General features: G+C 72.7%; 26 protein-coding genes. 9 read left to right on the forward strand and 17 right to left on the reverse strand.

Translation table 11 applies throughout. The features are described from left to right. Positions 1–120 precede the first annotated feature (120 nt). From ABZS58_RS06305 to ABZS58_RS06340, 8 genes are all read right to left on the reverse strand, one after another. Complete coding sequence (locus tag ABZS58_RS06305) at positions 121–2,544, reverse strand: glycoside hydrolase family 2 protein (RefSeq protein WP_354778197.1); 2,424 nt, start codon at positions 2,542–2,544, stop codon at positions 121–123. Between the two features lie 114 nt (positions 2,545–2,658). Next, complete coding sequence (locus ABZS58_RS06310; protein WP_354778199.1) at positions 2,659–3,735, reverse strand: LacI family DNA-binding transcriptional regulator; 1,077 nt, start codon at positions 3,733–3,735, stop codon at positions 2,659–2,661. A gap of 42 nt (positions 3,736–3,777) precedes the next feature. Then, positions 3,778–5,049, reverse strand: coding sequence for an LLM class flavin-dependent oxidoreductase (locus ABZS58_RS06315; protein WP_354778201.1), 1,272 nt, complete (start codon positions 5,047–5,049; stop codon positions 3,778–3,780). Further along, complete coding sequence (locus ABZS58_RS06320) at positions 5,046–5,870, reverse strand: LLM class flavin-dependent oxidoreductase (protein ID WP_354778203.1); 825 nt, start codon at positions 5,868–5,870, stop codon at positions 5,046–5,048. The genes ABZS58_RS06315 and ABZS58_RS06320 overlap by 4 nt, the downstream gene beginning before the upstream one ends. A gap of 40 nt (positions 5,871–5,910) precedes the next feature. Further along, positions 5,911–7,563: an ABC transporter ATP-binding protein gene (locus ABZS58_RS06325; protein WP_354778205.1), complete on the reverse strand. Its 1,653-nt coding sequence runs from the start codon at positions 7,561–7,563 to the stop codon at positions 5,911–5,913. Between the two features lies 1 nt (position 7,564). Continuing rightward, entirely contained in the window at positions 7,565–8,437 is an 873-nt protein-coding gene (locus ABZS58_RS06330) for an ABC transporter permease (RefSeq protein WP_354778207.1), read from the reverse strand. A gap of 7 nt (positions 8,438–8,444) precedes the next feature. Continuing rightward, positions 8,445–9,365, reverse strand: a complete 921-nt coding sequence (locus ABZS58_RS06335) for an ABC transporter permease (protein WP_354778209.1) — start codon at positions 9,363–9,365, stop codon at positions 8,445–8,447. Positions 9,366–9,367: 2 nt separating this feature from the next. Continuing rightward, the gene (locus ABZS58_RS06340) at positions 9,368–10,990 is read right to left on the reverse strand and encodes an ABC transporter substrate-binding protein (protein WP_354778211.1); all 1,623 of its coding nucleotides are present in this window, start codon (positions 10,988–10,990) and stop codon (positions 9,368–9,370) included. Between the two features lie 207 nt (positions 10,991–11,197). Here ABZS58_RS06340 and ABZS58_RS06345 point away from each other — a divergent pair, with 207 nt between their 5' ends. Genes ABZS58_RS06345 through ABZS58_RS06370 form a run of 6 tightly spaced genes read left to right on the forward strand, consistent with a single transcriptional unit; the run spans position 11,198 to position 17,740 of the window. After that, positions 11,198–12,040 carry a glutathione S-transferase C-terminal domain-containing protein gene (locus ABZS58_RS06345; protein ID WP_354778212.1) on the forward strand — a complete coding sequence of 281 codons (843 nt, stop codon included), beginning with the start codon at positions 11,198–11,200 and terminating at the stop codon, positions 12,038–12,040. Next, the gene (locus ABZS58_RS06350) at positions 12,037–13,179 is read left to right on the forward strand and encodes an LLM class flavin-dependent oxidoreductase (protein ID WP_354778214.1); all 1,143 of its coding nucleotides are present in this window, start codon (positions 12,037–12,039) and stop codon (positions 13,177–13,179) included. The genes ABZS58_RS06345 and ABZS58_RS06350 overlap by 4 nt, the downstream gene beginning before the upstream one ends. Continuing rightward, the gene (locus ABZS58_RS06355) at positions 13,176–14,513 is read left to right on the forward strand and encodes an NtaA/DmoA family FMN-dependent monooxygenase (protein ID WP_354778215.1); all 1,338 of its coding nucleotides are present in this window, start codon (positions 13,176–13,178) and stop codon (positions 14,511–14,513) included. The genes ABZS58_RS06350 and ABZS58_RS06355 overlap by 4 nt, the downstream gene beginning before the upstream one ends. Further along, entirely contained in the window at positions 14,506–15,591 is a 1,086-nt protein-coding gene (locus ABZS58_RS06360; RefSeq protein WP_354778217.1) for an LLM class flavin-dependent oxidoreductase, read from the forward strand. Before ABZS58_RS06355 ends, ABZS58_RS06360 begins: the two co-directional genes overlap by 8 nt. Then, complete coding sequence (locus ABZS58_RS06365; protein ID WP_354778219.1) at positions 15,588–16,628, forward strand: LLM class flavin-dependent oxidoreductase; 1,041 nt, start codon at positions 15,588–15,590, stop codon at positions 16,626–16,628. Before ABZS58_RS06360 ends, ABZS58_RS06365 begins: the two co-directional genes overlap by 4 nt. Next, a complete protein-coding gene (locus tag ABZS58_RS06370) occupies positions 16,625–17,740 on the forward strand; it encodes an LLM class flavin-dependent oxidoreductase (protein WP_354778221.1) in 1,116 nt (371 codons plus the stop codon). The genes ABZS58_RS06365 and ABZS58_RS06370 overlap by 4 nt, the downstream gene beginning before the upstream one ends. On the opposite strand, the gene ABZS58_RS06375 is transcribed toward ABZS58_RS06370, so the two are convergent. Next, on the reverse strand, positions 17,737–17,886 hold the full coding sequence (locus ABZS58_RS06375; RefSeq protein ID WP_354778222.1) for a hypothetical protein: 150 nt from the start codon (positions 17,884–17,886) through the stop codon (positions 17,737–17,739). The genes ABZS58_RS06370 and ABZS58_RS06375 overlap by 4 nt on opposite strands. Before the next feature lie 30 nt (positions 17,887–17,916). Between ABZS58_RS06375 and ABZS58_RS06380 the strand changes: the two genes are divergently transcribed. Both ABZS58_RS06380 and ABZS58_RS06385 read left to right on the forward strand, forming a co-directional pair. Beyond that, positions 17,917–18,249 (forward strand): helix-turn-helix transcriptional regulator, encoded by a 333-nt coding sequence (locus ABZS58_RS06380; protein WP_354778224.1) that lies wholly within the window; start codon positions 17,917–17,919, stop codon positions 18,247–18,249. Continuing rightward, complete coding sequence (locus ABZS58_RS06385; protein ID WP_354778226.1) at positions 18,246–18,380, forward strand: hypothetical protein; 135 nt, start codon at positions 18,246–18,248, stop codon at positions 18,378–18,380. Before ABZS58_RS06380 ends, ABZS58_RS06385 begins: the two co-directional genes overlap by 4 nt. Before the next feature lie 72 nt (positions 18,381–18,452). Here the strand turns inward: ABZS58_RS06385 and ABZS58_RS06390 are convergent, their stop codons facing one another. Together ABZS58_RS06390 and ABZS58_RS06395 are read right to left on the reverse strand one after the other, a co-directional pair. Further along, positions 18,453–19,208 carry an SDR family oxidoreductase gene (locus ABZS58_RS06390; RefSeq protein WP_354778228.1) on the reverse strand — a complete coding sequence of 252 codons (756 nt, stop codon included), beginning with the start codon at positions 19,206–19,208 and terminating at the stop codon, positions 18,453–18,455. Between the two features lie 59 nt (positions 19,209–19,267). Continuing rightward, the gene (locus ABZS58_RS06395) at positions 19,268–20,128 is read right to left on the reverse strand and encodes an RNA polymerase subunit sigma-70 (RefSeq protein WP_354778230.1); all 861 of its coding nucleotides are present in this window, start codon (positions 20,126–20,128) and stop codon (positions 19,268–19,270) included. A 158-nt stretch (positions 20,129–20,286) separates the two neighbouring features. Between ABZS58_RS06395 and ABZS58_RS06400 the strand changes: the two genes are divergently transcribed. Continuing rightward, a complete protein-coding gene (locus ABZS58_RS06400) occupies positions 20,287–21,714 on the forward strand; it encodes a hypothetical protein (protein ID WP_354778232.1) in 1,428 nt (475 codons plus the stop codon). 194 nt (positions 21,715–21,908) lie between these two features. On the opposite strand, the gene ABZS58_RS06405 is transcribed toward ABZS58_RS06400, so the two are convergent. The 6 genes from ABZS58_RS06405 to ABZS58_RS06430 form a co-directional block, all read right to left on the reverse strand. Next, positions 21,909–22,331 carry a glutaredoxin domain-containing protein gene (locus tag ABZS58_RS06405; RefSeq protein ID WP_354778582.1) on the reverse strand — a complete coding sequence of 141 codons (423 nt, stop codon included), beginning with the start codon at positions 22,329–22,331 and terminating at the stop codon, positions 21,909–21,911. Between the two features lie 102 nt (positions 22,332–22,433). Next, entirely contained in the window at positions 22,434–22,700 is a 267-nt protein-coding gene (locus tag ABZS58_RS06410; RefSeq protein WP_354778234.1) for a hypothetical protein, read from the reverse strand. 4 nt (positions 22,701–22,704) lie between these two features. Then, positions 22,705–23,541 (reverse strand): TauD/TfdA family dioxygenase, encoded by an 837-nt coding sequence (locus ABZS58_RS06415; protein ID WP_354778236.1) that lies wholly within the window; start codon positions 23,539–23,541, stop codon positions 22,705–22,707. After that, positions 23,538–24,320 (reverse strand): ABC transporter ATP-binding protein, encoded by a 783-nt coding sequence (locus ABZS58_RS06420; protein ID WP_354778238.1) that lies wholly within the window; start codon positions 24,318–24,320, stop codon positions 23,538–23,540. Before ABZS58_RS06420 ends, ABZS58_RS06415 begins: the two co-directional genes overlap by 4 nt. Next, complete coding sequence (locus ABZS58_RS06425; protein WP_354778240.1) at positions 24,304–25,335, reverse strand: ABC transporter substrate-binding protein; 1,032 nt, start codon at positions 25,333–25,335, stop codon at positions 24,304–24,306. The genes ABZS58_RS06420 and ABZS58_RS06425 overlap by 17 nt, the downstream gene beginning before the upstream one ends. 18 nt (positions 25,336–25,353) lie before the next feature. Further along, positions 25,354–26,142 (reverse strand): ABC transporter permease, encoded by a 789-nt coding sequence (locus tag ABZS58_RS06430; protein ID WP_354778242.1) that lies wholly within the window; start codon positions 26,140–26,142, stop codon positions 25,354–25,356. Positions 26,143–26,156 lie beyond the last annotated feature (14 nt).

Genomic DNA, 26,156 nt, shown 5'->3' on the forward strand with positions numbered 1-26,156 from the left:
GTGGCCCACCGGTCCCACCCGGTCCCGGCGGAAAGCGGGCCCAGCCCGGGAGCGGGCCTGAGCGAGCCCAGCCCGGGAACAGGCCCGAGCGCGGCCGTGCCGGGAGCGGGCCAGAGCGCGTCAGCGGGCGATGAGGTCGTTCGCCGAGCGGAGGACCGGTGCGCCGCGCCAGACCGGGTCGTCGGCCGGGGGCAGCGCGCCGCCCGTGACGCGCAGGGTCACCGACTCGCCGGGGAGCAGCGTGACGAGCTGCTCGTCGACCGTCGCGGCCGGGTCGAGGCGGTCCGCGAACAGGGTCAGGTCGCGCACGAACGTCCGTGCGGTGACCGAGACCTCGGCGCCGTCCGCGGTGGGGCGGACCACGACGTCGGTCGACGCGGCCGGGTAGGCGAGGTCGACGTCCTCGGCGAAGCACCACACCGCGCGGTCCGGGCCGGCGTCGGCGACGATGAGCTCGGCGGCGGCGTCGCCGGCCGTGGTCAGGTCCGCCGGCAGCGGCAGGGTGACCGCGCCGCCGGCCGGGACGTCGACGGCCAGGGTGGTCTTCGCGTGCAGGTCGCCGGTGAAGCCGATCCGGCGCACGTCGACGTGGGCCCGCCACGGCGTCGCGGAGTCGTTGACGGCGATCAGGGCCGGCACACCGTCGCGCGGCTGCAGGGTGAGCAGGCGTTCGCCGTACACCCGCCGCAATGCGAACCAGAGCGGCTTGCGGCGGCCGTCGCCGTCGACGGCGGACCACGACGTGACGGGCCAGTTGTCGTTGAGCTGCCACAGGACCGTGCCCATGCACAGGGGGCGCAGCGACCGGAAGTGAACGATGCCGAACGAGATCGCGCGGGCCTGGTTGAGCTGGGTGGCCCAGTGCCAGTCGTCGAACGACGACGGGGCGGGGAAGTGGCCGGTGAGGCCGCGGGCGAGCTTGCCGTTGCCGTCGCCCGCCTTCTGGTGGTGCAGGACGCCGGGCGACGTGGGCGTCAGCGGGTCGTCGGACACGGCGCGGCGCAGCGTGGCGTACGCCGGTGGGGCCTGGAAACCGAACTCGGCGAGGAACCGCGGCCGGTAGGTGGCGTAGTGCCGGTAGTCGTGGCTGTTCCACACGTCCCAGATGTGGGTGGTGCCGTGGGCGGGGTCGTTCGGGTGCACGCCGGGCGTGCCGGAGTAGGGGCTGCCCGGCCAGTACGGGCGGGTCGGGTCCACGGCGCGCACGATCCCCGGCAGGACGTCCAGGTAGTAGCCGGCGCCCCAGGTGCGGCCGTCCAGGGCCCGCTGCCAGTCCCAGTCGTGCCAGCCCCAGATGTTCTCGTTGTTGCCGACCCACATGACCAGGCTCGGGTGCGGCATCAGCCGCTCCACCTGCTCGCGCGCCTCGGCCGCCACCTCGGAGCCGAGGGGCTCCTCCTCCGGGTAGGCGGCGCACGCGAAGAGGAAGTCCTGCCCGACGAGCACGCCGAGCTCGTCGGCGAGGTCGTAGAAGTCGTCGCTCTCGTACCGGCCGCCGCCCCACACCCGCAGGTAGTTGACCCCGGCGTCGACGGCCTGGCCGATCCGCGCCGCGTAACGGTCCCGGTCCACGCGGGTCACGAACGCGTCGTCGGGAATCCAGTTCACGCCGCGCACGAACACCGGGGTCCCGTTGACGACGAGGGTGAACGCGGTGCCGTCGGCGTCGGCCGTGGTGTCGAGCTCCACGGTGCGGAACCCGATCCGCCGCTGCCAGACGTCCCCGCTGGAGAGGGAGACGGTCAGGTCGTGGAGGGCGGCGTCGCCGTGCCCGCGGGGCCACCACAGCCGCACGTCCGGCACCGTGACGGTCACGACCGTCTCCGTCTCGCCCGCCGCGAGGCCCGCCTGCACCGTCATGCCCGCGACCGAGGCGGTCAGGGTCAGCGGGTCGTCCGAAGCCCGCTCGACGGTGACGTGCACGTCGACGCGACCGGTGCCGTCGGTGACGCTCACCCGCGGCCGCACCGACGCGAGCCGGGCCACGGACCAGGACTCCAGGCCGATCGGCTGCCAGATGCCGGCGGTGACGAGGGTCGGGCCCCAGTCCCAGCCGAAGTTCGACGCCATCTTCCGGATGTACTGGAACGGTTCGTCGTAGGCGTTGGGCCGCTCGCCGAGCGCGTCGCGGACGGCGTGGGCGTAGTCGTACGCCGAGTCGAAGCGCACCTCCAGGCGGTTGCCGGTGGGGCGCAGCACCTCGCGCACGTCGAAGCGGTAGCCGCGGTGCATGTTCGCCGTCCGGCCGAGCTCGACGCCGTTGAGCGTGACGGTCGCCACCGTGTCGAGGCCGCCGGCGACCAGATCGACCCGGTCGCCGGTCTCGTCGGCGTCGAACGTCGTCTCGTAGACCCACGAGGTCCGGCCGATCCAGGCCAGGTCCAGCTCGTTCGCGTCCAGATAGGGGTCGGGGATCAGCCCGGCCGCCAGGAGGTCCGTGTGCACGCAGCCCGGCACGGCGGCGGGCACAGCGGCAGGCACGGGAGCGTCGGGCGAGGGCGCGCGCAGGGTCCACCCGGAGTGAAGGGGACGCAGGACAGGCATGTGGGGTGCTCCCGTGGTCACGACCGACTGAACCGGATAAGTACGCGAAGCATGACCTTAAGTTGGTGAAGTAAGGAGTGTCAACAGTGGTGCGCTGAAGCGGTTGCGAACGTCTCAGGCGGTGCGGCCGGGGCGCAGCGGCCGGGTCGACTGGCGCGCGGTGAGGGTGCCGGGCGGCAGCGTGACGTGGCTGATCCCGCCGCCGCCGATGGTGACGAGCAGGGCGCGGGCGGCGAGCTCCGCCTGCTGCGCCGGGGTCTGCTGCACGGCGGTGATCGCCGGGACGGTGATCTGGCACAGGTCGGAGTCGTCCCACGCGACGACCGACACGTCCTCCGGCACGGACAGGCCCATCTCGTGCGCCACCTTGAGCGACGCGGCGGCCATCACGTCGTTGTCGAACACGACGGCGGTCGGCGGCTCGGCGCCGCTCATCAGGTCCCGCATCGCCCGCATGCCGTCGACGGCGCTGTAGTTGGTGTAGACGACGCGATACCGCTCGACGTCGAGCCCCGCGTGCGCCAGGGCCGCGAGGTAGGCGGCGTCGCGCTGGCCGGTGTGGAACAGCTCCTCGGTGCCGGCGACGCGGGCGATCGTGCGGTGGCCGAGGGCCCGCAGGTAGCCGACGATGGCGCGGGCGGTGCCGGGCGTGTCGGCGTCGACGGTGCTGCAGCCCTCGAGGCCGGGCCGGCCGCCGATGACCGCGGCGGGCAGGCCGATCTCGACGAGGGCGTCGAGGCGCGGGTCGTCCTTGCGCAGGTCGGTGAGGATGACGCCGTCGACGTGCCGGCCCGCCCACCATTTGCGGTAGACGCCGATGGTGTCCTCGATGCGGTCGACGAGGTGCAGCACGAGGGCGATGTCGTTGCGGTTGAGCTCGGCCTCGACGCCGCTGAGCATCTGCGTGAACCACGAGTCGACGATCATCACCCGTGGCGGGCGGACGAGGACGAGCCCGACCGCGTTGGCGCGGGCGGTGCCGAGCGAGCGGGCGGCGATGTTGGGCGCCCAGCCGAGGTCCCGGGCGGCGGCGAGCACGCGCGCCCGGGTCTGCTCCGACACGCCGGGCCGGTTGTTGAGCGCATAGGAGACGGCGGCCTCGGACACCCCGGCGTGGACGGCGACCTGGCGGATCGTGACCCGCGCCTGCCCGGCCGCCTCTCCGCCGGTGTCCTTCGCTGCTGCGGCCACCTGTGCTCCCTCTCTCAGTGCACTGCACGTGAGGGTACAGGTTCACCCGGCCGGCAGGTCCAGGTGCGAGCGGAGCGTGGTGCCCTCGTACGCGGTGCGGTACACGCCGCGCTCCTGCAGCTGCGGGACGAGCCGGTCCACGATGTCCTCGACGGTGCCGGGCAGCAGCTGCGGCAGCAGGTTGAAGCCGTCGACGGCCCGGTCGCGCACGTAGCGGGTCCATTCGTCGGCGATCTCGCCGGGCGTGCCGACGAACGTGTTGTGCTTCGGCGTCACCTCGATCACCAGGTCCCGGATCGACAGCCCGCGCTCCGTCGCCAGCGTGCGCCACGCGGCGACCCGCTCCAGCTTGCCGGTGCGCAGCTCGATCGGGATCGTGCCGCGCGACGGGTCGAGCTCGCCGTCGGCCGGGTCGATGTCCGGCAGGGGACCGTCGGGGTCGTAGCCGGAGAGGTCCTTGCCCCAGTACTGCTCCAGGAACGCGATCGCGCGCGGCCCGGTGGTCTGCTCGCGGGTGATCCAGCGCGCCCGGTCCCGCGCCTCCTGCGGGGTGTCGCCGAGCACGACCGACGCGCCCGGCAGGATCCGCAGCGAGTCCTCGGACCGGCCGTAGCGGGCGAGCCGCGCGCGGAGGTCCGCGGCGTAGGCGACGGCCTTGTCGTAGTCGGTGTTCGCGGAGAAGACGACGTCGGCGTGGCGGGCGGCGAGCTCCCGGCCGCCGTCGGAGTCGCCGGCCTGGAAGAGCACCGGCCGGCCCTGCGCGCTCGGCTCGACCCCGCCGGTGGCCCGCAGGGTGACCACGTCGGTGTCGCGGATGACGCGTTCGTTGCGCCACAACGCCTTCGCCGTGGCGACGAACTCACCCGCCCGCTCGTAGCGGCGTTCGTGCGGCAGCCAGCCGCCGTGCCGGAAGTTCTCGCCGGTCCACGCGTTGTCGGTGGTCACGATGTTCCAGCCGGCGCGGCCGCCGGAGACCGCGTCCAGCGACGCGAGGCGACGGGCCAGGTCCGCCGGGTAGTTGTAGGTGGTGTTCTGGGTGGCGACGAGCCCGATGTGCGTGGTCTCGGCGGCGAGCGCGGCGAGCTGGGTGATGGCGTCGGGCCGCCCGGCGACGTCGAGGTCGTAGACGGTGCCGCGGTTCTCCCGCACGCGCAGGCCCTCGCCGAGGAAGAACGCGTCGAACAGGCCGCGTTCGAGGGTGCGCACGACGTCGACGAACGTGCCGATGTGGGTGTGGTCGGCGAAGTCGGGCTCGGTCCACAGCAGGTTGGGGCCGACGCCGGTGAAGAAGACGCCGAGGTGCAGCTGGGTCATGATGTCACCGCGAATCGGTTCAGTGGGCGGGGGAGTCCGAGGGTCTCGCGCAGGGTCGCGCCGTGCGGGCTCGCGGTGATGACCGGTGGTGGACCGCCGTGGAAGTGCACCCCGTCGACGAGTCCTTCCACCAGGGACGGGTCGAACGACGCGGGCACGTCGGCGAACACGAGCGCCGCCCCGGCCGCGCGGGCCGCGGCGACCCGCGTGGCGATCTCGGCGACGTCGGTGGCCCGGACCAGTGCCACGTCGAGCGCTACGTCGAGCACCGCAGTGAGCTCGTCGGAGCCGATCACGACGACCTGGCCCTGCGGCGGGCGCGGGGTGATGAGCGGCCCGACGACGGAGAAGCCGGATCCCTCGAAGTCGACGTGGTGCACCTTGCGCGGGTCGAGGAACCGGCCGGTCGCGACGTCGCGGATGATCGCGTCGTCCTCCCAGGAGTCCCACAGCCGCCGGGCGACCTCGACGACGTCAGCGACCTCGCCGTCGCCGGCCCCCGTCCTGCCGACGGTGGCGAGGTCCTCGGCGGCCGTGGTGGCGCCGACGACCCAGCCGGCCCGGCCCAGCGACGCGTGGTCGAGGGAGGCGAGCTGGGTGGCGAGGTGGAACGGCTCGGTGGTGGTGGCGTGCAGGGTCGGCGCGAGCCCGATCCGGGTGGTGCGGCGGGCCAGGTACGCGGCCCGGACACCGGCCTCGATCCCGGGCCGTCGTGGTGTGTCGGGGAACGTGACGAACGCGTAGCCGGCCCGCTCGGCGTCGAGCACGACCCGTTCCAGGGCCGCGACGCCGGGCGCGTCGACCTCGGTGGCGAACAACATCAGGTCGTGCCTCCTGGCAGTGAGGGGATGACTGGACCGTTCACCGGCCGGCTCCGGCGGTCAGAGCCGGCAGCGCGGCGAGCAGGGTCTGGGTGTAGGTGTGCTCCGGCCGGGCGAAGACGTCCTCGACCGGGCCGTGCTCGACGACCCGGCCGTCGTGCATGACGAGTACCCGGTCGGCGAGGTGGTGGATGACGCCGAGGTCGTGGGAGATGAACAGCAGCGCGGTGCCGTCGCCGGCGCGCAGGTCCGCGAGCAGGTCGAGCACCTGTGCCTGGACGGACACGTCGAGCGCGGACACCGGCTCGTCGCAGACGAGGACGTCGGGGCGAGGGCCGACGGCGCGGGCGATCGCGACCCGCTGCCGCTGCCCGCCGGAGAGGGCGCGCGGGTGGCGGCGCAGGAGCGCGGCGCTGAGCCCGACCCGTTCGAGCAGCTCGACGACCCGGTCCCGGCGGGCCGCGCCGCGCAGGTGCAGGGGCTCCGCGACGAGCTTCTCCACGGTGTACCGCGGGTCGAACGAGCTCAGCGGGTCCTGCGAGACGACCTGGAGCCTGCGCCGGTCGGGCCGCCGCCGCCGCTCGGGGACGCCGGTCCAGGGCCTGCCCGCCAGGTGGACGCTGCCCCGGTCGGGTTCGAGGAGGCCGAGCGCGATGCGGGCGACGGTGGTCTTGCCGGAGCCGGACTCGCCGACGACGCCGAGGATCTCGCCGCGGGCGAGGGCGAAGCTGACGTCGTCGACGGCGTGCCGGGCGCCGTAGTGCTTGTGCAGTCCTTCGGCGCGCAGCACGATCCGGTCGCGCTCGATGGACGGCGCCGGCAGCGGCTCGCGGGTCGTCGCGCTGAGCCGGTGGCCGCGCGACGCGGCGGTGGGGACGGCGGCGAGGAGCATCCGCGTGTAGTCGTGCTCCGGTGCGGTGAGGATCCGCGCCGTGGGGCCCTGCTCGACGATGACACCGTCGTGCATGACGAGGACCCGGTCGGCGATCCCGGCGACGACGGCGAGGTCGTGGCTGACGAGCAGCAGCGTCGAGCCCGCCGCGCGGCGCTCCGCGAGCAGGCGCAGCAGCTGCGCCTGGACGGTGACGTCGAGGGCGGTGGTCGGCTCGTCGGCGATGAGCAGCGGCGGGTCGGCGGCGATCGCGGACGCGATCAGGGCGCGCTGGCGCAGCCCGCCGGACAGCTGATGCGGGTACTGCTTCGCGCGGACCGCGGGCTCCGGGACGTGCACCGCGTCGAGCAGCGCGGTGATCTGGGCGTCCCGGGTGGCGGCGGCGCCGACCCGGTGGGTGCGCAGCACCTCGCCGATCTCCTGGCCGACGGTGTTGAGCGGGTCGAGGGAGACCAGTGCGTCCTGCAGGACCAGCCCGGCGAGCCTGCCCCGCAGCCGGCGCCAGTCGCGGTCGGTGTACCCGGTGGTGTCGCGGCCGTCGATGTCCAATGTGGAAGCACTGACGTCCGCGCCGGGGCCGGCGAGGCCGACGAGGCTGCGGGCGGTGACGCTCTTGCCGGATCCGCTCTCCCCGACGATCGCGACGCACTCGCCGCGCTCGATGGTGAAGCTGACCCCGCGCACGGCGTGCACGGCGTGTCCGGGGCCGCCGCCGGGCCCGGGAAACGTGACCCGCAGGTCGGTGACGGTGACCAGCGGGACCGGTCCGGCGCCCTTGTCCGGCGCGGATGAGCGCGGCATGTCAGCGCCTTCCTTCGAAGCGGCGCTGGAGCCGGCGGCCGACGGCGGTGAGCGCGATGACGGTGACGGTGAGGGTCGCGCCGGGCAGGATCGCGGCCCACCACGCGACGCGCAGATAGTTGCGGCTCTCGGCGAGCATCGCGCCCCACTCAGGCGACGGCGGCTGCGGCCCCATGCCGAGGAACGACAGCGCGGAGGCGTTGACGATCGCGCTGCCCAGGCCGATCGTGGCGAGGATCGGCAGCGGTCCGAGGACGTTCGGCAGGATGTGCCGCCAGACCAGCCGGGTCCGGGACAGCCCGAAGGTGACGGCCTGCTCCACGTAGCCGGACCGGCGCACGAGCAGCGTCTGGGCGCGCACGATCCGGCCGTACCGTGGCGCGAACGCCAACGCGATGGCCATGATGAGACTCGGGGTGCCCGGCTCGGTGAAGGCGATGAACAGCAGCGCCAGCAGCACCTCGGGGAACGCGGACAGGACGTCGAGGGCGCGGCTGAGCACCTCGTCGACGGCGCGCGGGGTGAGCCCGGCGAGCAGCCCGAGGATCCCGCCGGCGAGCACCGACAGCAGCGTCGCGGCGACGCCGATGCTCAGGGAGTACCGCGCGCCGTGCACGACCCTGGTGAAGACGTCGCGGCCGAGCTGGTCGGTGCCGAACCAGTGCGCCCCGCTCGGCGCCTCCAGGGCGTGGAACGGGTCGGCCGCGAGAGGGTCGGTGCCGGTGAGCAGCCCGGGCGCGACGGTGGCGACGCCGACGAGCAGCAGCACCAGCGACGCGGCGACGAGGCCCGGCGCGACGACCCGCCGGTGGGCCTTGACCGGCGGGTCGCCGACGACGACCGGGATGGTCTTCTCGGGCAGGGCGATCGACATGAGGGGGTCAGCCTTTCCGCAGGCGCGGGTCGATGAGCAGGTACGCCAGGTCCGCCGCGGTGCTGAGCACCACGTAGATGGCGGCGGCCAGCATCACCACGGCGAGGACCACGGGGATGTCCTTGTTGCCGACCGCTTCCGTGGCGACCTCGCCGAGGCCGGGCCGGCCGAAGACCCGCTCGACGACGACGGCGGCGCTGAGCAGGAAGCCGATCAGTGTGCCGGCCAGGGTCACCGCGGGCAGCAGCGCGTGGCGCAGGCCGTGCCGCCACAGCAGCGCGAGCCGGGTCAGTCCGCGGGCCCTCGCGGTGACCGCGAACGGCTCGTCGAGCGCCCGTTCGAGGCCCTCGCGGATGACCTGGCTGAGCAGCCCGCCGATCGGCAGCGCCAGGGCCACCGCGGGCAGGACGAGCGCGGACGCGTCCCGGTCGCCGGAGACGGGGAACCAGCCGAGCTGGAAGGAGAAGACGCTCAGCAGCAGGATGCCGATGAGGAACCCGGGTGCGGACACGATGGACAGTTCGAGGCCGGAGACGAGGCCGCGGATCCAGCGGGACCGGCCGGTGGTGAGGATCGCCAGGCCGACCGCGATGACGGCGCTGAAGGCCGTCGCGAGGAGGGTCAGCTTCACCGTGGGCCAGATCTGGCTGCCGATGACGTCGATGACGGGCCGTTGCAGCACGTACGAGCGGCCGAAGTCGCCGTGCAGCAGCCGCCACAGGTAGTCGATGTACTGCACGACCGCCGGCCGGTCGAGGCCGAGGTCCTTCGCGATCTGGGCGCGGATCTGCGGCGTGTCGGGACCGTCGCCGACGAGGGTGTCGACGGTGTCGCCCGGGGCGAGCCGCAGCGCGAGGTAGGCCGCGGAGGCGGCGGCCCAGAGGACCACCGCCCCGCTGCCCAGTCGCCGGAGGATCGGCTTGAGCATCGCTACTTGCCGATCCATACGTTGTAGGCGCTCGCCGGGACGCCCGCCGTCGGCTCGAAACCCACGCCGCCGACCTTCTGCCGCGAGGCGACCTGGTCCGCCGGGGCGTACAGGGGCAGCAGCACCGCCTTGTCGATGAGGACCTTCTGGACGGTGGAGTACGCCGCCTTGCGCTTCGCCGCGTCGCCGGTGGCCGCCGCCTCGGTGATCAGCTTCTCCAGCTCCGGGTCGGTGAAGCCGTGCCGGTTGATCGGGGCGCCCTTCGGCACGATCAGGTTGATCGCGGCGCCGGCGTCGGTGTCGGCGCGGGAGTTGTCGAAGACCTCGAACTCGCCCTTGGCGATCGCGTCCGCGGCGGTGCCCTGGTCGACGACCTTGACCTGCAGGTCGATGCCGGCGGTCTGCTTCACCGCGGCCTGCACGGCCTGGGCGAGGATGTCGCGCTTGTCGCGGACGAACGGCGCCGACAGCACGATCCGCGCGGTGAGCCGCTTGCCGTCCTTGGTGCGGTAGCCCTCGCCGTCCTTGGCGGTCCAGCCGGCCTCGTCGAGCAGCTTGCTGGCCTCGGTGGGGTTGTTGCCGTAGGTCTTCTCGACCGCCGGCTCGTAGAACGGGCCGGACGGGCTGAGCAGGCTCCAGGCGCGGGTCGCGGTGCCGCGGTAGACGCCCTGCAGCACGGCGTCGACGTCGACCGCGTCGCGGAACGCCTGGCGGACCCGGATGTCGTCGAACGGCGCGTGGGTCAGGTTGAAGTAGAGGTTGTACGCCGTGCCGCTGTTGAGCTGCTTGGCGAAGCGCAGGTTCGGGTCGCTCTTCACCAGTTCCTGTTCGGTCGCCGGTACGCCTTCGATGACGTCGACCTGGCCGGAGGTCAGGGCGCCGACGCGGACCGAGGACTCCTTGAGGAACCGGTAGGTGACCTCGTCGAGGTACGCGGGTCCCTGGTGGCCGGCGTTGGCGGGTGCCCACGCGTAGGCCGGGTTCTTCGTGTAGTGGACCTCCTGGCCCTTCGTGTAGCGGTCGAGGATGAACGGCCCGGTGCCGACCACCGACGGGCCGCCGGCCTTCAGGTCGGGACTCTTGAGCGACTTCGGCGACACCTGCGCGCCCTGCGGCGAGGCGAAGAAGTCGAGGATGACGACGTCGGGCTGCTTCAGGTGGACAGCGATCGTCCTCGGATCGATGACCTCGGCGTCCTTGAAGTACTTCAGCTGGGTCGAGGCGACGCCGGGGGCGTAGCCGGCGACGAGGAGCTGGTCGAGGTTGGCCTTGACCGCGGACGCGTCGAACTTCTCGCCGTCGTGGAACGTGACGCCGTCGCGCAGCTTGAACGTGTAGGTGAGCCCGTCGGGGGAGGCCTCCCACGACGTCGCCAGCCACGGCAGGTAGCCGCCCTTGTCGTCGTGGGTGAGCAGCGCCTCGAAGCTGTTCCACACCAGCAGCCGGGCCTTGGCCTGGGCGTACTGGTGCGGGTTGAAGGTGATGGGCTCGGTCTCGATCGCCCAGGTGAGCTTCCCGCCCTGGACAGGCGCGCCGGCGTCGGCGGCGGGGTCCTCGGCGGCGGCACCGTTGCAGCCGCCGAGCAGTAAGGCCGCGACGGCAAGGGACGCAAGGTATCTACGCATGGGACATCCTCAAAGGAGACTCGCGACGGGGAGGGGTGCGCCGCGGGCTGTCAACGGCGTCTCGTCGGGTCAGTGCAGCAGTGGCTGTGCGTGACTGTCAACGGTCGATGGGCAGTCCTGTCGGCCATGTCACGAACCTCTGGTCAATTCCATATCTTGCACGTAGGATTAGTCGGCTATCTCGCTCCGGATCGACGGAGGACCACCATGTCGAAACTTCCTCGCTCAAGCCGTCTGGCCAGCCCTGTCGACACGACGGTGCACGGTGAGTACCGCATTCTTCAACGCCCCGACGACCCCCGCCCGTTGTACCGCTTCAGCGGTCACGTGGTCGACGACCCCCAGCCGGGGCGCTACCACGTCTACGCCGGGTGGTTCTGCCCGTGGTCGCAGCGAGTGACGATCGCCCACGCGCTCGCGGGGCTCCACGACATCGTCACCGTCTCCTACGTCGACAACGCGCGCGACGGCCGCGGCTGGGCGTTCCGGGAGAAGTACGGGCCCGACCCGGTCAACGGGTTCACGCTGCTGCGGCAGGCCTACGAGGCGACCGAGGAGGGCTTCGACGGCCACGTCTCGGTGCCGACCCTGTGGGACCGGACCACGGCACAGGTGGTCAGCAACGACTTCAAGGGCATCGGCATCGACCTCGCCACCAGCTTCCGGCACGTGGCGACCCCGGTGCTCGACACCTACCCGGAGGCGCACCGCGAGGAGATCGAGCAGCTCGACGCGTGGCTCGGCCCGGCCGTCAACCGCGGCGCCCCGGACAGCACCGCCTTCCTGGACGCGCTCGGCACCCTCGATGAGCGCCTCGCCACCCGCCGGTTCCTGATCGGCCCCGCGATCACCGAGGCCGACATCCGGCTGTACGTCACCCTGGTCCGCTACGGCGCGGGCCTTGCCGGCTTCCCGCACCTGTGGGACTACGCCCGGGACCTCTACACCGTGCCCGCGTTCCGGGACACCACCGACTTCACCACATACTCCGCACCCGTGCTCCTCGACTGGAACGCCCCGGTGCAACGCCCCGAAGGGATCGCGGCATGAGCCTCCACCTCGCGGTGGCACTGGACGGGGCCGGGTGGCATCCGGCCGCCTGGCGTGACCCGTCGGCCCGCCCCGGCGAGCTGTTCTCGCCGGAGTACTGGCTGGACCTCGTCCGCATCGCTGAGCGGGGCAAGCTCGACTTCGTCACCATCGAGGACTCCCTCGGCCTGCAGTCCGGCCGCTACGACGGTCTCGACGGTCGCGCCGACCACGTCAAGGGCCGCCTCGACGCGCTGCTCATCGCTGCGCGGGTCGCCCCGGTGACCACGCACATCGGGCTCGTGCCGACGGTGACCGTCACGCACACCGAGCCGTTCCACGTCTCCACCCAGCTCGCCACCCTCGACTACCTGAGCACCGGCCGGGCCGGCTGGCGCGCCCAGGTGTCCGGCCGGGCCGGCGAGGCCGCGCACTTCGGCCACCGGACCTTCCCCGCGTTCGACCCGGCCACCCTCGCCGAGCCCGCCGTGCAGGCGTTCATCGCGGAGCTGTTCGCCGAGGCCGCCGACCACATCGAGGTCGTCCGGCGGCTCTGGGACAGCTGGGAGGACGACGCCGAGATCCGCGACGTCGCCACCGGCCGGTTCGTCGACCGCGACAAGCTGCACTACATCGACTTCACCGGTGAGCGCTTCAGCGTCAAGGGCCCGTCGATCACGCCCCGCCCCCCGCAGGGCCAGCCGGTCGTCACCGCGCTCACCCACACACCTCTGGGGTACCGCCTCGGCGTCGACCTCCTCTACGTGACCCCGGCCTCCGCGCAGGACGCCGCCGCGCTGGTGGCCGCCGCCCGCCCGGCACGGGTGTTCGCCGACGTCGTCGTGTTCCTCGACCCGGACCGCAAGGCCCGCCTCGACGAGCTGGACGGTGCGTCGTACACCAGCGATGCCCACATCTACGTCGGCGACGCCGCCGGCCTGGCCGAGCTGCTGCTGTCGTGGCACGACGCCGGCGTCGACGGTTTCCGGCTGCGCCCCGGCGTCCTGCCCGCCGACCTGACGGCCGTCGTCGAGGACCTCGTACCGCTGCTGCGGGCGCGGGGCGCGTTCCGCACCGACTACACCGCCACCACCCTGCGCGGGCACCTCGGGCTGCCCGCGGCGCTCAACCGGTACGCCCGCACGGAGGTCACCGCATGACGAGCCAGAAGAAGCAGGTCGTCCTCGCGGCCCACTTCCCGGGCGTGAACAACACGACGGTGTGGAGCGACCCCGCCTCCGGCAGCCAGATCGCGTTCGAGTCGTTCCGCCGCTTCGCGCAGACCGCCGAGCGCGGCAGGTTCGACTTCTTCTTCCTCGCCGAGGGCCTCCGGCTGCGCGAGCAGCGCGGCCGCATCCACGACCTCGACGTCGTCGGGCGCCCCGACGCGCTCACCGTCCTCGCGGGACTCGCCGCCGTCACCACCCACCTCGGGCTGACCGGCACCGTCAACGCGACCTTCAACGAGCCCTACGAGCTGGCCCGCAAGCTCGCCTCCCTGGACCACCTGTCCGGCGGCCGGGCCGGGTGGAACGTCGTCACCTCCTCCGACGCGTTCACCGGCGAGAACTTCCGCCGCGGCGGCTACCTGGACCGCGCCGACCGCTACACCCGCGCCGCCGAGGTCCTGCACACCGCCCGCGAACTGTGGGACACCTGGCCTTCCGACGAAGTGCTCGCGGACCGCGTCGCCGGGACGTTCACCCGGCACGCGGACCCCGGCGCATTCGTCCACAGTGGACAGCACGTCGGCATCGAGGGTCACTTCACCGTGCCGCGGACGCCGCAGGGCCGGCCGCTCATCATCCAGGCCGGCGACTCCGACCCCGGTCGCGAGTTCGCCGCCCGCGACGCCGACGCCATCTTCTCCCGGCACGGCACCCTCGAATCGGGCAAGGCGTTCTACGCCGACGTCAAGGGGCGGATGGCCCGCCACGGCCGGCACCCCGACGAGCTGAAGATCCTGCCGGCCAGCACGTTCGTCCTCGGGGACTCCGCCGCGGACGCCGCGGAGAAGGCGCACCACATCCGGCGGCAACAGGTCAGCCCGCAGACCGCGATCCTGCTCCTGGAACAGCTGTGGAACAAGGACCTCAGCGACCACGACCCCGAAGGGCCGCTGCCCGCGTTCGACCCCGTCCTGGACGACGACTCCATCATCAAGGGCCGCGCCCGCCTCTTCGACGACCCCCTCGCCACCGCCGCGCAGTGGCGCGCCCTCGCCGACGAGAAGCAGCTCGGCATCCGGGACCTCATCATCGAGGTCACCGGCCGGCAGACCTTCATCGGCACGCCGGGCACCGTGGCCGCGACCATCGACGAGTTCGTGCAGAGCGACGCCGCCGACGGGTTCATTCTCGTGCCGCACATCGTGCCCGGCGGCCTCGACGAGTTCGTCGACCAGGTCGTGCCGCTGCTGCAGGAACGCGGCGTCCACCGCACCGACTACACCACCACGACCCTGCGCGGCCACCTGGGCCTCCAGCATGAGTGACCCCGTCTTCCACTGGTTCCTGCCGACCGGCGGCGACGACCACGCCGTCGGCGCCGGCACCCACGGCGGCATCATCGGCGCGCAGGACACCACCCCGCTGCCCCGCTCCGCGACGCACCGCGCCCCGACGCTGGACTACCTGACGCAGATCGCCCGCGCCGCCGACCAACTCGGGTACACCGGCGTGCTCACCCCGACCGGGGTGCACTGCGAGGACGCGTGGCTGACCACGGCCGCGCTGATCGCCGAGACGCGGCGGCTCAAGTTCCTCGTCGCGTTCCGGCCGGGCCTGATCACGCCGGTGCTGGCCGCGCAGATGGCCGCCACGTTCCAGCGGCTGTCCGGCGGGCGGCTGCTGCTCAACGTCGTCATCGGCAGCAGCGCCGCCGAGCAGCGCGGCTACGGCGACCCCCTCGACCACGACGCCCGCTACGAACGCGCCGGCGAGTTCCTCGACGTGGTGCGCGCCGCCTGGACCGGCGCGCGGTTCGACCACCGCGGGCTGCACTACGACATCGAGGGCGGCCTGCTGCGCGAGCCGCCGGCGCCCGCCCCGACGGTGTACCTCGGGGGGTCGTCACCGGCCGCGATCAAGCTCGCCGCCCGGCACGCCGACGTCTACCTCACCTGGGGCGAGCCCGTCGCCTCGGTGGCGGAGAAGGTCGCGGCGGTGCGGGCCGTCGCCGATCGGCCCGTCCGCTTCGGCATCCGGCTGCACGTCATCACCCGGGACACCGCCGACCTGGCCTGGTCGGCCGCGGACCGGCTCATCGCCGGCCTGTCCGAGGAGACCGTCCGCGAGCGGCAGGCGAGCCTGCGCGGCCTCGACTCCGTCGGGCAGCGGCGGATGCTCGACCTGCACGGCGGCGACCGCGACCGGCTCGTCGTCGCCCCCAACCTGTGGGCCGGCATCGGCCTGGTCCGCGGCGGCGCCGGCACCGCCCTCGTCGGCAGCCACGCCGAGGTCGCCGCCCGCATCGACGAATACCGCTCGGTCGGCATCGAGGAGTTCATCCTCTCCGGCTACCCGCACCTGGAAGAGGCGTACACGTTCGCCGAAGGAGTGCTGCGCCAATGAAGTTCCTCGCCATCACCCTCATCGTCACCGACGGCGCGAAACCGGCCCGTGAGCGGCTGCGGGAGGTCGTCGACAACGCGGTCCTCGCCGAGCAGCTCGGCTTCGACGGGTTCGGCGTCGGCGAACGCCACGAGCGGCCGTTCATCTCCTCGTCGCCGCCGGTGGTGCTCAGCCACATCGCCGCCCGCACCAGCGTCATCCGGCTCTTCACCGCCGTGACGACACTGAGCCTGCTCGACCCGGTCCGCGCGTTCGAGGACTACTCCACCTTGGACAACCTGTCCGGTGGCCGCCTCGAGCTCATCGTCGGCAAGGGCAACGGCGCCGCGCAGGCGAAGCTCTTCCACGTCACCGCCGACGACCAGTGGGACCGCAACCGGGAGGGCTACGAGCTCTTCACCCGGCTGTGGCGGGAGGACAAGGTCACCTGGTCCGGGCGGTTCCGCCCGTCGCTGGACGACGCCGAGGCGTGGCCGAGGCCGCTGCAGCGGGACATCCGCATCTGGCACGGCAGCGCCACCAGCGAGGCGTCCGTCGAGCTCGCCGCCCTGCACGGCGACCCGCTGTTCTCCGCCAACGTCACCAACCCGGTCGAGCCGTACGCCTCGCTGGTCGCCCACTACCGGGAGAGGCTCGCCTTCCACGGCCACGACCCGTCGAAGGCGCTCGTCGGTGCCGGCTCCGCCGGGATGTACGTGGCCGAACGGTCGCAGGACGCCGTCGACGTCTACCGGCCCATCTTCAACAAGCGCCTCGAGACCTTCAGACGCGTCGGTGTCGAACCCGTCTTCCACACCATCGAGGACGCGATCGAGCGCAGCTCAATCCTCGTCGGCAGCCCGCAGCAGATCATCGACAAGGTCCACCGGTACCACGCGCGGCTCGGCCACGAGGTCATGCACGTGCAGGCGGACGCCGACGGGCTCACCGACAAGCAACACCGTGGCTCCTTGGAGCTCTTCCAGGCGGAGGTCGCGCCGGTCCTGCGCCGCGAGATCCCCAGCCGCCCCTTCCCGACCCTGGCGGTGCCCTCATGACCGTTCCACTGTCCATTCTCGACCTTGCCCCGATCAGCTCCGGCAGCGACGCGGGCGCCGCTCTGCGCAACACCGTCGACCTCGCCCGGCGCGCCGAGTCGTTCGGGTACCAGCGCTACTGGGTCGCCGAGCACCACTTCGCGCCGGGCGTCGCCAGCGCCGCGCCGGCCGTGCTCATCGGCCTCATCGCCGCCGCCACCGACCGGATCCGGGTCGGGTCCGGCGCGGTGCAGGTCGGCCACCAGACCGCGCTGTCCGTGGTGGAGCAGTTCGGGCTGCTCGACGCCGTGTACCCGGGCCGGTTCGACCTCGGCCTGGGCCGCTCAGGACAGCGCCGCACCGAGGCCCTGGCGGCGCTGTCCGCCCCCGCGCCTGCCGCAAAGCCGGCGCAGGTCGTCGACGGGCTGCTCATCCCGCCGGCGTTCGACTTCGGGAAGCTCGTCACCCAGCCCCGGTTCGCGCTGTTCGCGGAGCTGCTGCAGCAACCGGGCGCGACCGCGCCGGACTTCGCCCAGGTCGTCGACGACATCCAGGCCCTCATCGCCGGCACGTACACCCGCGGCGACCTCGACGTGCACGTCACGCCCGGCGAGGGCGCGAAGGTCGAGCTGTGGATCCTCGGCTCCAGCGCGGGGCAGAGCGCCACCGTCGCGGGGGAGCGGGGCCTGCCGTTCGCGGCCAACTACCACGTCGCGCCGGCGACCGTGCTCGAGGCCGTTTCGGCGTACCGGGCCGCGTTCCGGCCCGGGGTCCTGGACCGGCCGTACGTGCTGGTCTCCGCCGACGTGGTCGTCGCTCCCTCCGGGTCGCAGGCCCGGGAGCTGGCCTCGCCGTACAAGCACTGGGTCCGCAGCATCCGCACCGGCGCGGGCGCGATCCCGTTCCCGACCCCCGCCGAGGCCGTAACGCTGCCGTGGTCCGACGACGACCAGGCTCTCGTGCAGGACCGCCTCGACACGCAGTTCGTCGGCGGCCCCTCGTCGGTGGCCGACCAACTGCGGACGCTGCAGCGGGTCACCGGCGCCGACGAGCTCCTGATCACCACCATCACGCACGACCACGCCGACCGGGTCCGCTCCTTCGAGCTGCTCGCCCGGGAGTGGCAGGGTTAGCCGGCCGCCCGGACGAGCAGCACCTCGGGGTCGAGCTTGCGGGTGACGGCGGGGCCGAGCGCCCCGCCGACGCCCGAGGGGACGACCGACGTGATCCCGCCAGCCACCCCGGCGAGGAGCGGCGACACGGTTCCCGCCGTTGACATCGGCCGATGTTATACCTAGCGTTTCTAGGTATGGATGTCCGGGGGCACCTCGACCTGCTGCTGCTGACCGTGCTGGCCGACGCCGGCCCGGCGCACGGCTACGCGCTGATCGCCGCGCTGCGGGAGCGGTCGCGCGGCGCGTTCGACCTGCCGGAGGGCACCGTCTATCCGGCACTGCACCGCCTGGAGCGCGACGGTCTCGTCGTCAGCCACTGGGAGCACGCCGTCCCACGCCGCCGCCGCGTCTACGCACTGACCAGCGACGGCCGCCACGCCCGCGTCGCGAAGCAGGGCGAGTGGGGCGTCTTCGTCGCAGGCGTCCAGTCCGTGCTCGGCCCCGCCGCAGGTCCGGTGACGGCATGACCTCCGCGGTGGATCGGTATCTCGACGAGATGTTCGACCGGCTCTCGGGCACGGGTGCCGCGGGCCGGCGGCTCCTCGCCGCCGCGATCAGCATCACCTCCGCCCGCCGGCTGCGCCGTACCGCGGCCTGACCGGCCCGGTGTCCGGCCCGGGCTCGACGTCGAGCCGGGCCGGCCGGTGCGGGGTCGCCCGCGTCCTCGGTGTCAGTCGAGCATGGTGCCGCAGGTCATGTTGAGCGCGGTGCCGGTCATGGTGCGGGCGAGGTCGGAGGCGGCGAAGACGGCGAGGTTGCCGGTGTCCTCCAGGGTGGCTGCGCGGCCCAGGAGGGTCTGACCGGTGATGGACCGCTCGATGCTGGCGCGGGCGGGGGAGCCGGCGGGGATGGACTCGGGGAGGCCGCCGGTGCGCAGCGTGAGGACGCGGACGCCGTGGGGGCCGAGCTCGACGGCGAGCTGGCGGCGCATGTGTTCGACGGCCTCGAAGCCGGCCTGCAGGCCGCCGAGGTGGAAGTCGCGTGGGGGTTCGCCGGAGCCGCCGAAGAACAGCAGGACCCCGCCGCCGTCGCGGACCATGTGGCGGGCGGTGGCGCGGGACGTGATGAACTTCGAGCGGACCGACTGCACGACGGGGGCCAGGTAGTCCTCGACCGTCATGTCGAGCATCGGGGTGCCCTGCACGTCCGCGTCGGCGATGACGTTGACGGCGACGTCGATCCGGCCGGCGGTGGCGACGACGGCCGCGGCGTGCTCGTCGACGGCGTGCTCGTCGAGGGCGTCGACGGCCGCGGTGTCCGCCGCGCCGCCGGCCGCGCGGATGTCGTCGGCGACCGCGTCCAGCGTCGCCAGGGTCCGGCCGGTGAGGAAGACCCTGGCTCCCGCCTTGCCGAAGGCCCGGGCGACGGCGCCGCCGACCGACCCTGCGCCGCCGTAGATGATCGCGTTCCTGCCTGCGAGGAGCATGTCGTTTCCCTTTCCGCCGGTGTACCTGTCACCGGTACAACCCCGCGGGAGGGCGGAACTCATCGCGCCCGCAGCGATCCGGGCAGGCCGAAGAACGGGAACAGCGCCGGGTCCAGGAACGACACCACCTCGCTCACCCGCGCGCCGGTGAACGTCACCACGTCGATGCTGGCGGCCCGGAACGTGGCACCGCCGAGCAGGTACGTGCCGAACGCCGGCCGCCCGTTCGCCCTGGCCGGCAGGAACCGCCACCGGTGCGCGGCGGGACCGTCGAGGAGGAACGTGCGGATGGCCGCGGTGCCGCGGTACACCTCGGGCAGCGGTGGCATCGAGTACTTCGCGTCGTCGGCCAGCATCCCGACGATGGCGTCCACGTCGCCGGCCTCCCACGCGGCGCGGTAGGCGCCGGCGGCGGCCGCGACGTCCGGGGTGGGGGAGGGCGAGGGGGCGGGCAGGATTTTGCGGGCCCGCTGGACGGCGCTGTTGACGGCCGCGACCGTGGTGCCGAGCAGGCCGGCCGTCTCCGCGGCGGAGAAGCCGAGGACCTCGCGGAGCAGCAGCGCGGCCCGCGGGACGGGCCTGAGGTGCTGCAGCGCGGCCACGAACGCGAGCTCCACCGAGATCCCGGTCAGCGCGTCCGGCATCGGCTGCAACCACAGGGGTTCCCCGGCGGAGGGGTCCACGGCGGGCGGCTCGCGGCGGCCGAGCATGCTCAGGCAGCGGTTGGTGGCGATCCGGTACAGCCACGGCCGCACCCCGGCGGGATCCTCGAGCCGGTCGAACGCCTTCTCAAAGGCTTTCCAAGCCCGCAGGTAGGTCTCCTGCACCGCGTCCTCGGCGTCGTACAGCGAGCCCAGCATGCGGTAGCAGTGGGCGAGGAGCTCGCCGCGCAGCGGCCCCGCCAGCGCCTCGAAGGTCACCCCCGAAGCCTAAATTCCTGTATTTCCCATTACATTACTGGGGAAAATGCTGTCGGAGGGTCGACGGAAAAATTCTCCGTCGAGGGGCCGTCATATTGGGCTTGCTCACTATGTCGTACCGCCGTGGCAAGATGTGCATCGTCTCGGGGGAGGGCGATGTGCGACGCAGGATCTGGCTCCTGATCGTGGTGGGTCTGCTGGCAGGCTGCGACGGCGGTGGCACACCGTCCGCGGCGAGGTCGCCGGCGCCTCCGCCGCTGGTCCAGGCGTGGACCCGCACCGACCTGAAGCCCGCGGGCCAGTTCACGGCCGTGGGTGGGGTCGCCGTCGGCTATGTCGCGGAGAACGGGCGGCTCTCCCTGCTCGCGCTCGACCCGGCGACCGGCAGGACGCTGTGGCAGCGGGCCGCGTCGCCCGGCGAGGTCGTCACCGGCATCCCGGTGATGGTGTCCGTCGTCGGCGACAAGGTCGCCTATTTCCGGGCCGACCCGAAGGGCAACCTGTTCGCCGGCCTGGTCGTCGCCGACCCGCGCACCGGCGAGGACCTCGCGGTGACCGCCCCGGCGCTGTTCGTCTCCCCGCCGCAGGCGTGCTCGAACAAGACCGACGTGTGCACCGTCTCGCGCACGAGCTACAAGGACAAGGCCGTCCCGCACCGCCTGCGGATGACCGACAAGCAGTATGTGGCGGAGAGCACCGGGGAGCCGGCCGGCTCCCGGACGATCGGCAGCGATGGGCTCACCGACCTCGGCACCCGTGATCCCGAGACCCTCGCGCTCGTCCGGGACGGGAAGGTGGTCTGGAAGCGGACCCTCGGCGACGCGTTCCCCGCCGGGTTCAGCACCGATCACGGCTGGATCTGGCGGCTGTATCCGCAGCAGAAGATCCGGGTCGGCTCCGTCTACGGCCCGTCGGCCGGGACCCGCGACACGACGCTCACCCGGGACCTGACGGCAGGATCGGCGACGGCGGCGCTGTCGGAGACCGACGGCACCGTCCTGTGGCGCGACAGCGGCAGTTCGCTGCAGTGCTCGGGCATCATCGGCCACTCGGTCGACCCGGACGACCCCGACGGGCCGGGGCCCGCGGTGCGCTGCCGGTCCAAGGGCACCTCGACGTGGTCGGCCGCGACCAGGACCAGCACCCGCGCGGGGCTCGACGTCGTCGTCGAAGGGTTCGACCTGATGACCGGCAAGACCACCTGGTCGGTGCCCGTCGGGGCCGCGGACGAGCTGGCCGGCGGCGACCAGCGGCCCGCCCTGGCCGGTCCGGGCCGCGTGCTGATCAGCGGCGGGACCGGCCCGGTCATCATCGACCTGACCAGCGGCAAGACCGAGAAACCGGCTGCCGGCGCGGCATTCTGGTGCGGCACCGGGTCGGAGTTCACCTACGACGAGCCGTACTACTTCAACGGCAAGCCGGAGACGAAACGCTCCGGCGGCACTCTCGGCGTCACCTGCGGCGCCGACGGCAAACCCGCCGACCGCGTGCCGGGCGACGCGTCGACCCGCGCCTTCGGCACCCGCCTCGGCAACGACGTCCTGGTGGCGACGGCCGCCTCGGTCATCGGCTACCACCAGGGCTGACGCTCCGCCCCGACTCGCCGGCCTGCTGCCGGTGCCCGGCCCGCCTGGTTGAGTGCGCGCCGACTCGCAGGGTTGCGGTAGCGCCGGGCCGCGCACATCGCCAACATCGACAAGTCCCTCGCGGAGGACAGGGCCCGGCGGCGGGCGGCTACGACAACCTCGCCAACGCGTGGGTGTGGTGTGGCGGCCGTCGGCTACCGGTTCGTGAGCTGCTTGCGGAGCCAGGCTGGGGCCGGGTTGACGTGGGCGCCGGCGCTGGGCAGGACGACGGTCGGGACGGTCTCGTTGCCGTTGGCGACCGCACGCACGGCGGCCGCGCCGTCTGGGTCCTGCCAGATGTTGACCCAGGACGCCTGTCCGGCCCGGCCGATCAGGCTGAGCCGGAGCCGCAGGCAGAACGGGCAGCCGGGGCGCCAGTACACGACAGGCCGGCCCGACGCCTGCGCCACCGTCGCCGGGACGTGTGCCGGGTAGATCAGCGGCGAATACCCGATTGCCAGCGCGAGCAGTACCGCCGCGACGAGGGCCGCCGCACCGGGCGACCCCTCGCTGCGCAGCACGACGGCCAGCGCCACCGCGAGCACCGCGAACAGCAGCGACGTCCTCCACACCCGCATCACCGTCCCACCGTAGCGGTGCGATGCGAAAAGCGCCGACGGCTGATGTCCGCGGCTACCCTGAGTGACAGGGTGATCGCGTGGCCGGCCGGCGGCATGCGGTCAGCCGGAGGTGATGTTGCCCTGCTCGTCCACGATCTTGTCGCGCCAGTAGCGGTCCCACTCGTCGTCGATGTACTTGGGGACCTTGCCGGACGGGTAGGGGGCGTAGCCGGCAGGCGGGCCGGTGCCGTCGGGGACGCAGGCGCGGCCGGTGGTGTTGCCGACGGCCTTCACCGGGTGCTCGCCGGAGCCGCAGATCCGCTCCTTGAACGAGCACCCGGCGGTGAGGAACGCGGTCAGCAGCAGCAGGGTGAGCAGACGGGGCATCTGCTCAGTGTGGGCCCACCGGGGCGTCGCCGCGCAGTGTGATGCGGTGCATGACGCGATGGGCGGTGCCGTAGTCGCGGTTGGCGTAGTGGGCGGTGCTGCGGTTGTCCCACATGGCGACGTCGCCGGGCCGCCAGCGGTGCCGGACGATGTGCTCGGGTTTCGTCAGGTGCGCGTACAGCAGGTCGAGGATGCCGCGGCTCTCCGCCTCGGACACGCCGACGATGTGCGACGTGAAGCCCGGGTTGACGAAGAGGCCGCGCCGGCCGGTCTCGGGGTGGACCCGGACGACGGGGTGCTCGACCGGGTCGAGGCGGGTGACGACCTCGCCGTCCCACACGCTGCCCTTGCCGCCGCGGCGCTGCGCCAGGTAGTAGCCGAACTCCCGGTTGCCGTCGTGCACGGCGGTCAGCTGGTCGGCGAAGTGGCGCACCGGCGCCGACAGCGACTCGTAGGCGAGCTGGCTGTCGGCCCAGTTGGTGTCGCCGCCGGACGGGGGCAGGGTCACCGCCCGCAGGATCGAGCCGAGCGGCGGGCGCGGCATGAACGTCACGTCGGTGTGCCACACGTCGGCGAAGCCGTTGTCGGCGCTGTCGAGGGCGTACACCTCGGGGTGCGCCTCGTCGACGCCGCCGACGACCGGGTGGGAGGCGGTGAGTTCGCCGAGGCGCCGGCCGAGCCGCACCTGGCCGTCGTCGTCGAGCTGCTGCCCGGCGAAGAACAGCACCTTGTGCTCCACCAGCGCGGCCCGCACCTCGGCGAGCTCGTCGTCGGTGGCGCGGTCCAGGTCGATGTCGTGCACGTCGGCGCCGAAGCGGGGGCCGAGATGGTCGAGTTTCATGCGGCGACCTCCTGCGAGGATCGGACGGCGTGGCCGATGGTGGCGCGCAGTTCGGCGTACTGCGGCAGCCCGCGCAGCTCGTCAGGTTCGACGCCGGTGCGGGGCAGGTCGATGTCCTGGTCGAGGGCGACGCGGCCGGGGCGGCTGGTGAGCACGACGACGCGGCTGCCGAGGAACACCGCCTCGTCGACGCTGTGGGTGACGAACACGCAGGTCCGGCCGGTCTCCGCGGTCACCTGCCGGAGGTCCTCCTGCAGTCGTTCCCTGGTGAGGGCGTCCAGCGCCGCGAAAGGCTCGTCGAGCAGCAGCAGCGGATTCGGTACCGCCAGAGCCCGCGCGATCGCGACGCGCTGCTGCTGTCCGCCGGAGATCTGCCACACCCGGCGCTCGGCGACGTCGTGCAACCCGACCCGCTCCAGCAGCTGCGGCACCCGGGCGGCGCGCTCCTTCGGCGGTACACCCGCATATCGCAATGCGAGCTCGACGTTGCCGCCGACGGTCTTCCACGGCAGCAGCCGCGGCTGCTGGAAGACCAGGCCGGCACCGCGACCCGGCTCGGGGATCCGGCCGCCGGTGCGCACGGTGCCGGTCGTGGGCCGCTCGAAGCCGGCGATCAGCCGCAGCAGTGTGCTCTTGCCGCAGCCGGACGCGCCGACCAGCACCAGGAAGGCGCCGGCCGGCACGTGCAGCGAGACAGGACCGACCGCGGTGACGGCACCGTAGCGGTGCTCGACGCCGTCGATCGCAACGGCCTGGTCGGCGCTAGGACTGGAGGACACCCGGGAGACCCTTGGTGTAGATGGCCTTCTCGACGGTGGCGAGGTCCGGCACCGCGTCGATCTTCTTCTGTGCCTTGAGGAACTCGGCGGCGGCGAGGAGGTTCTTCGCGAGGTCGCCGACCTTGTCGGGGGTGCCGAGCCAGGTGCTGCTGGCGATGTCGGCCGGCTTGAGGAAGACGCCCTGGCTGAGCTGGTGCTTGGCGTCCTCGGCGCTGAGGTTGAGCTCCCTGCCGACGGCGGCGGCCGCGGCGGCAGGGTCGTTGGCGATGATGTCCAGGGCCTTCGCCTCGGCCTTGCGCCACGCGTCGACGGCGTCGGGGTGGGCGGTGGCGAACGCGGTCGACACGACGCCGAGGTCGAGCGTCGGCTTGCCGGCGGTGGCCAGCTCGCGGCTGGAGACGAGGACCTTGCCGGTCTTCTTCAGCTCGTCCAGCGACGGCAGCCAGGTGTAGGCGGCGTCGAGGTCGCCGCGGGTCCACGCGGCCTGGATGTCCTGCGGCTCCAGGTCGACGATGGTCAGGTCGGACTCCTTGACGCCGGCCTGGTCCAGCGCGGCGAGGAGGCTGTAGTGCGCGGTGGACGCGAACGGCGTGCCGACCTTCTTGCCCTTCAGGTCCGCGATGCTGTTCACGTTGGATCCGTTGCGGGCGACGAGAGCCTCGTTGTCGCCGGCGACGTCGAGGACGAACGCGACCTGGTAGGGGATGTTCAGCGGGGCGGACAGGCCGCGCGCGACGGGGCTGGAGCCGATCGCGGCGATGTCGACGCTCTTGGCGACGAACGCGGTGTTGATGCTCGCGCCCGAGTCGAACTTCGTCCATGTGATCTTGTAGTCGGGCAGCGCCTTCTCGAGCAGCCCCTGGTTCTTGACGATGAGGTCGCCGCTGGGGAACGCCTGGTACGCGATCCGGATGGTCTTCTGCTCGGAGCTGCTGTTGCCGCTGGCGGCGCCGTCGCCGCAGGCCGCCAGGGACAGGGCCACGGCGGACAGGGCGAGCAGGCTTCTGATTCTCACGGGGTTCCTATCGGGTTCTCAGGCGCGTCCGCGCCAGGGGATGAGGCGGGTCTCGGCCTGACGCAGCACCGCGTCGATGGCCAGTCCGGACAGTCCGATGGCGAAGAGGCCGAGCACGACGACGTCGGTCTGCGAGTACCGCTGGGCGTCGCGGACCATGCCGCCGATGCCGGGCACGCCGTTGATGGTCTCGGCGGCCACGACGGAGGAGTACGCGATGCCGACCGCGAGCCGGATGCCGGTGAAGATCTCGGGCAGCGCGTTGGGCAGCACCACGTCGCGGGTGACCTGCCAGCGGTTCGCGCCCAGCGCTCGCGTCGCCTCGACCAGCGCGGTGGGCGCGTTGTGCACGGCGGCGGCGGTCGCCACGGCGACGGGCGGCAGGGCGGCGATCGACAGCAGCCACAGCTTGGGCGTCTCGTCGATGCCGAACCAGATGATGAAGAGGCTGAAGTACGCCAGGGGCGGCAGCGCCCGCACGAACGTGACGACGGGCTCGGTGACGACCCGGATCCAGCCGACGGTGCCCATGACGACCCCGACGACGAGGCCCGCGGCCACACCGATCGCCGAGCCGATCAGGATCCGGCGCAGGCTCACGCCGAGATGCTCGATCAGCAGGTGACCGCTGTAGCCGCGGGTGCCGTCGTGGACGGTCGAGGTCTGGATGAGTCGGTGCCACACGGCGGCCGGGGAGGGGATGAACGTCGGGTTGTCCATGACCGTGGCGGTGACCTGCCACAGCACGCCGAGCACGGCGACCGCGACGATCCGCAGCCCGATCCGGCGGCCCCACTCGGCGTTCACGGCGCTCCCTACTT

This window comes from Dactylosporangium sp. NPDC005555 (assembly GCF_040605635.1).
In the GTDB taxonomy this organism is placed as follows: Bacteria; Actinomycetota; Actinomycetes; order Mycobacteriales; family Micromonosporaceae; genus Dactylosporangium.

Bases quoted from the DNA above. Each gene is read 5' to 3' on its own strand.
- ABZS58_RS06335 (WP_354778209.1), bottom strand. From the start codon at position 9,365: ATGCTCAAGCCGATCCTCCGGCGACTGGGCAGCGGGGCGGTGGTCCTC.
- ABZS58_RS06355 (WP_354778215.1), top strand. From the start codon at position 13,176: ATGACGAGCCAGAAGAAGCAGGTCGTCCTCGCGGCCCACTTCCCGGGC.
- ABZS58_RS06380 (WP_354778224.1), top strand. From the start codon at position 17,917: ATGGATGTCCGGGGGCACCTCGACCTGCTGCTGCTGACCGTGCTGGCC.
- ABZS58_RS06385 (WP_354778226.1), top strand. From the start codon at position 18,246: ATGACCTCCGCGGTGGATCGGTATCTCGACGAGATGTTCGACCGGCTC.
- ABZS58_RS06320 (WP_354778203.1), bottom strand. From the start codon at position 5,870: ATGTTGTTCGCCACCGAGGTCGACGCGCCCGGCGTCGCGGCCCTGGAA.
- ABZS58_RS06305 (WP_354778197.1), bottom strand. From the start codon at position 2,544: ATGCCTGTCCTGCGTCCCCTTCACTCCGGGTGGACCCTGCGCGCGCCC.
- ABZS58_RS06330 (WP_354778207.1), bottom strand. From the start codon at position 8,437: ATGTCGATCGCCCTGCCCGAGAAGACCATCCCGGTCGTCGTCGGCGAC.
- ABZS58_RS06360 (WP_354778217.1), top strand. From the start codon at position 14,506: ATGAGTGACCCCGTCTTCCACTGGTTCCTGCCGACCGGCGGCGACGAC.
- ABZS58_RS06365 (WP_354778219.1), top strand. From the start codon at position 15,588: ATGAAGTTCCTCGCCATCACCCTCATCGTCACCGACGGCGCGAAACCG.
- ABZS58_RS06315 (WP_354778201.1), bottom strand. From the start codon at position 5,049: ATGACCCAGCTGCACCTCGGCGTCTTCTTCACCGGCGTCGGCCCCAAC.
- ABZS58_RS06375 (WP_354778222.1), bottom strand. From the start codon at position 17,886: ATGTCAACGGCGGGAACCGTGTCGCCGCTCCTCGCCGGGGTGGCTGGC.
- ABZS58_RS06390 (WP_354778228.1), bottom strand. From the start codon at position 19,208: ATGCTCCTCGCAGGCAGGAACGCGATCATCTACGGCGGCGCAGGGTCG.
- ABZS58_RS06370 (WP_354778221.1), top strand. From the start codon at position 16,625: ATGACCGTTCCACTGTCCATTCTCGACCTTGCCCCGATCAGCTCCGGC.
- ABZS58_RS06410 (WP_354778234.1), bottom strand. From the start codon at position 22,700: ATGCCCCGTCTGCTCACCCTGCTGCTGCTGACCGCGTTCCTCACCGCC.
- ABZS58_RS06350 (WP_354778214.1), top strand. From the start codon at position 12,037: ATGAGCCTCCACCTCGCGGTGGCACTGGACGGGGCCGGGTGGCATCCG.
- ABZS58_RS06345 (WP_354778212.1), top strand. From the start codon at position 11,198: ATGTCGAAACTTCCTCGCTCAAGCCGTCTGGCCAGCCCTGTCGACACG.
- ABZS58_RS06340 (WP_354778211.1), bottom strand. From the start codon at position 10,990: ATGCGTAGATACCTTGCGTCCCTTGCCGTCGCGGCCTTACTGCTCGGC.
- ABZS58_RS06405 (WP_354778582.1), bottom strand. From the start codon at position 22,331: ATGCGGGTGTGGAGGACGTCGCTGCTGTTCGCGGTGCTCGCGGTGGCG.
- ABZS58_RS06415 (WP_354778236.1), bottom strand. From the start codon at position 23,541: ATGAAACTCGACCATCTCGGCCCCCGCTTCGGCGCCGACGTGCACGAC.
- ABZS58_RS06325 (WP_354778205.1), bottom strand. From the start codon at position 7,563: ATGCCGCGCTCATCCGCGCCGGACAAGGGCGCCGGACCGGTCCCGCTG.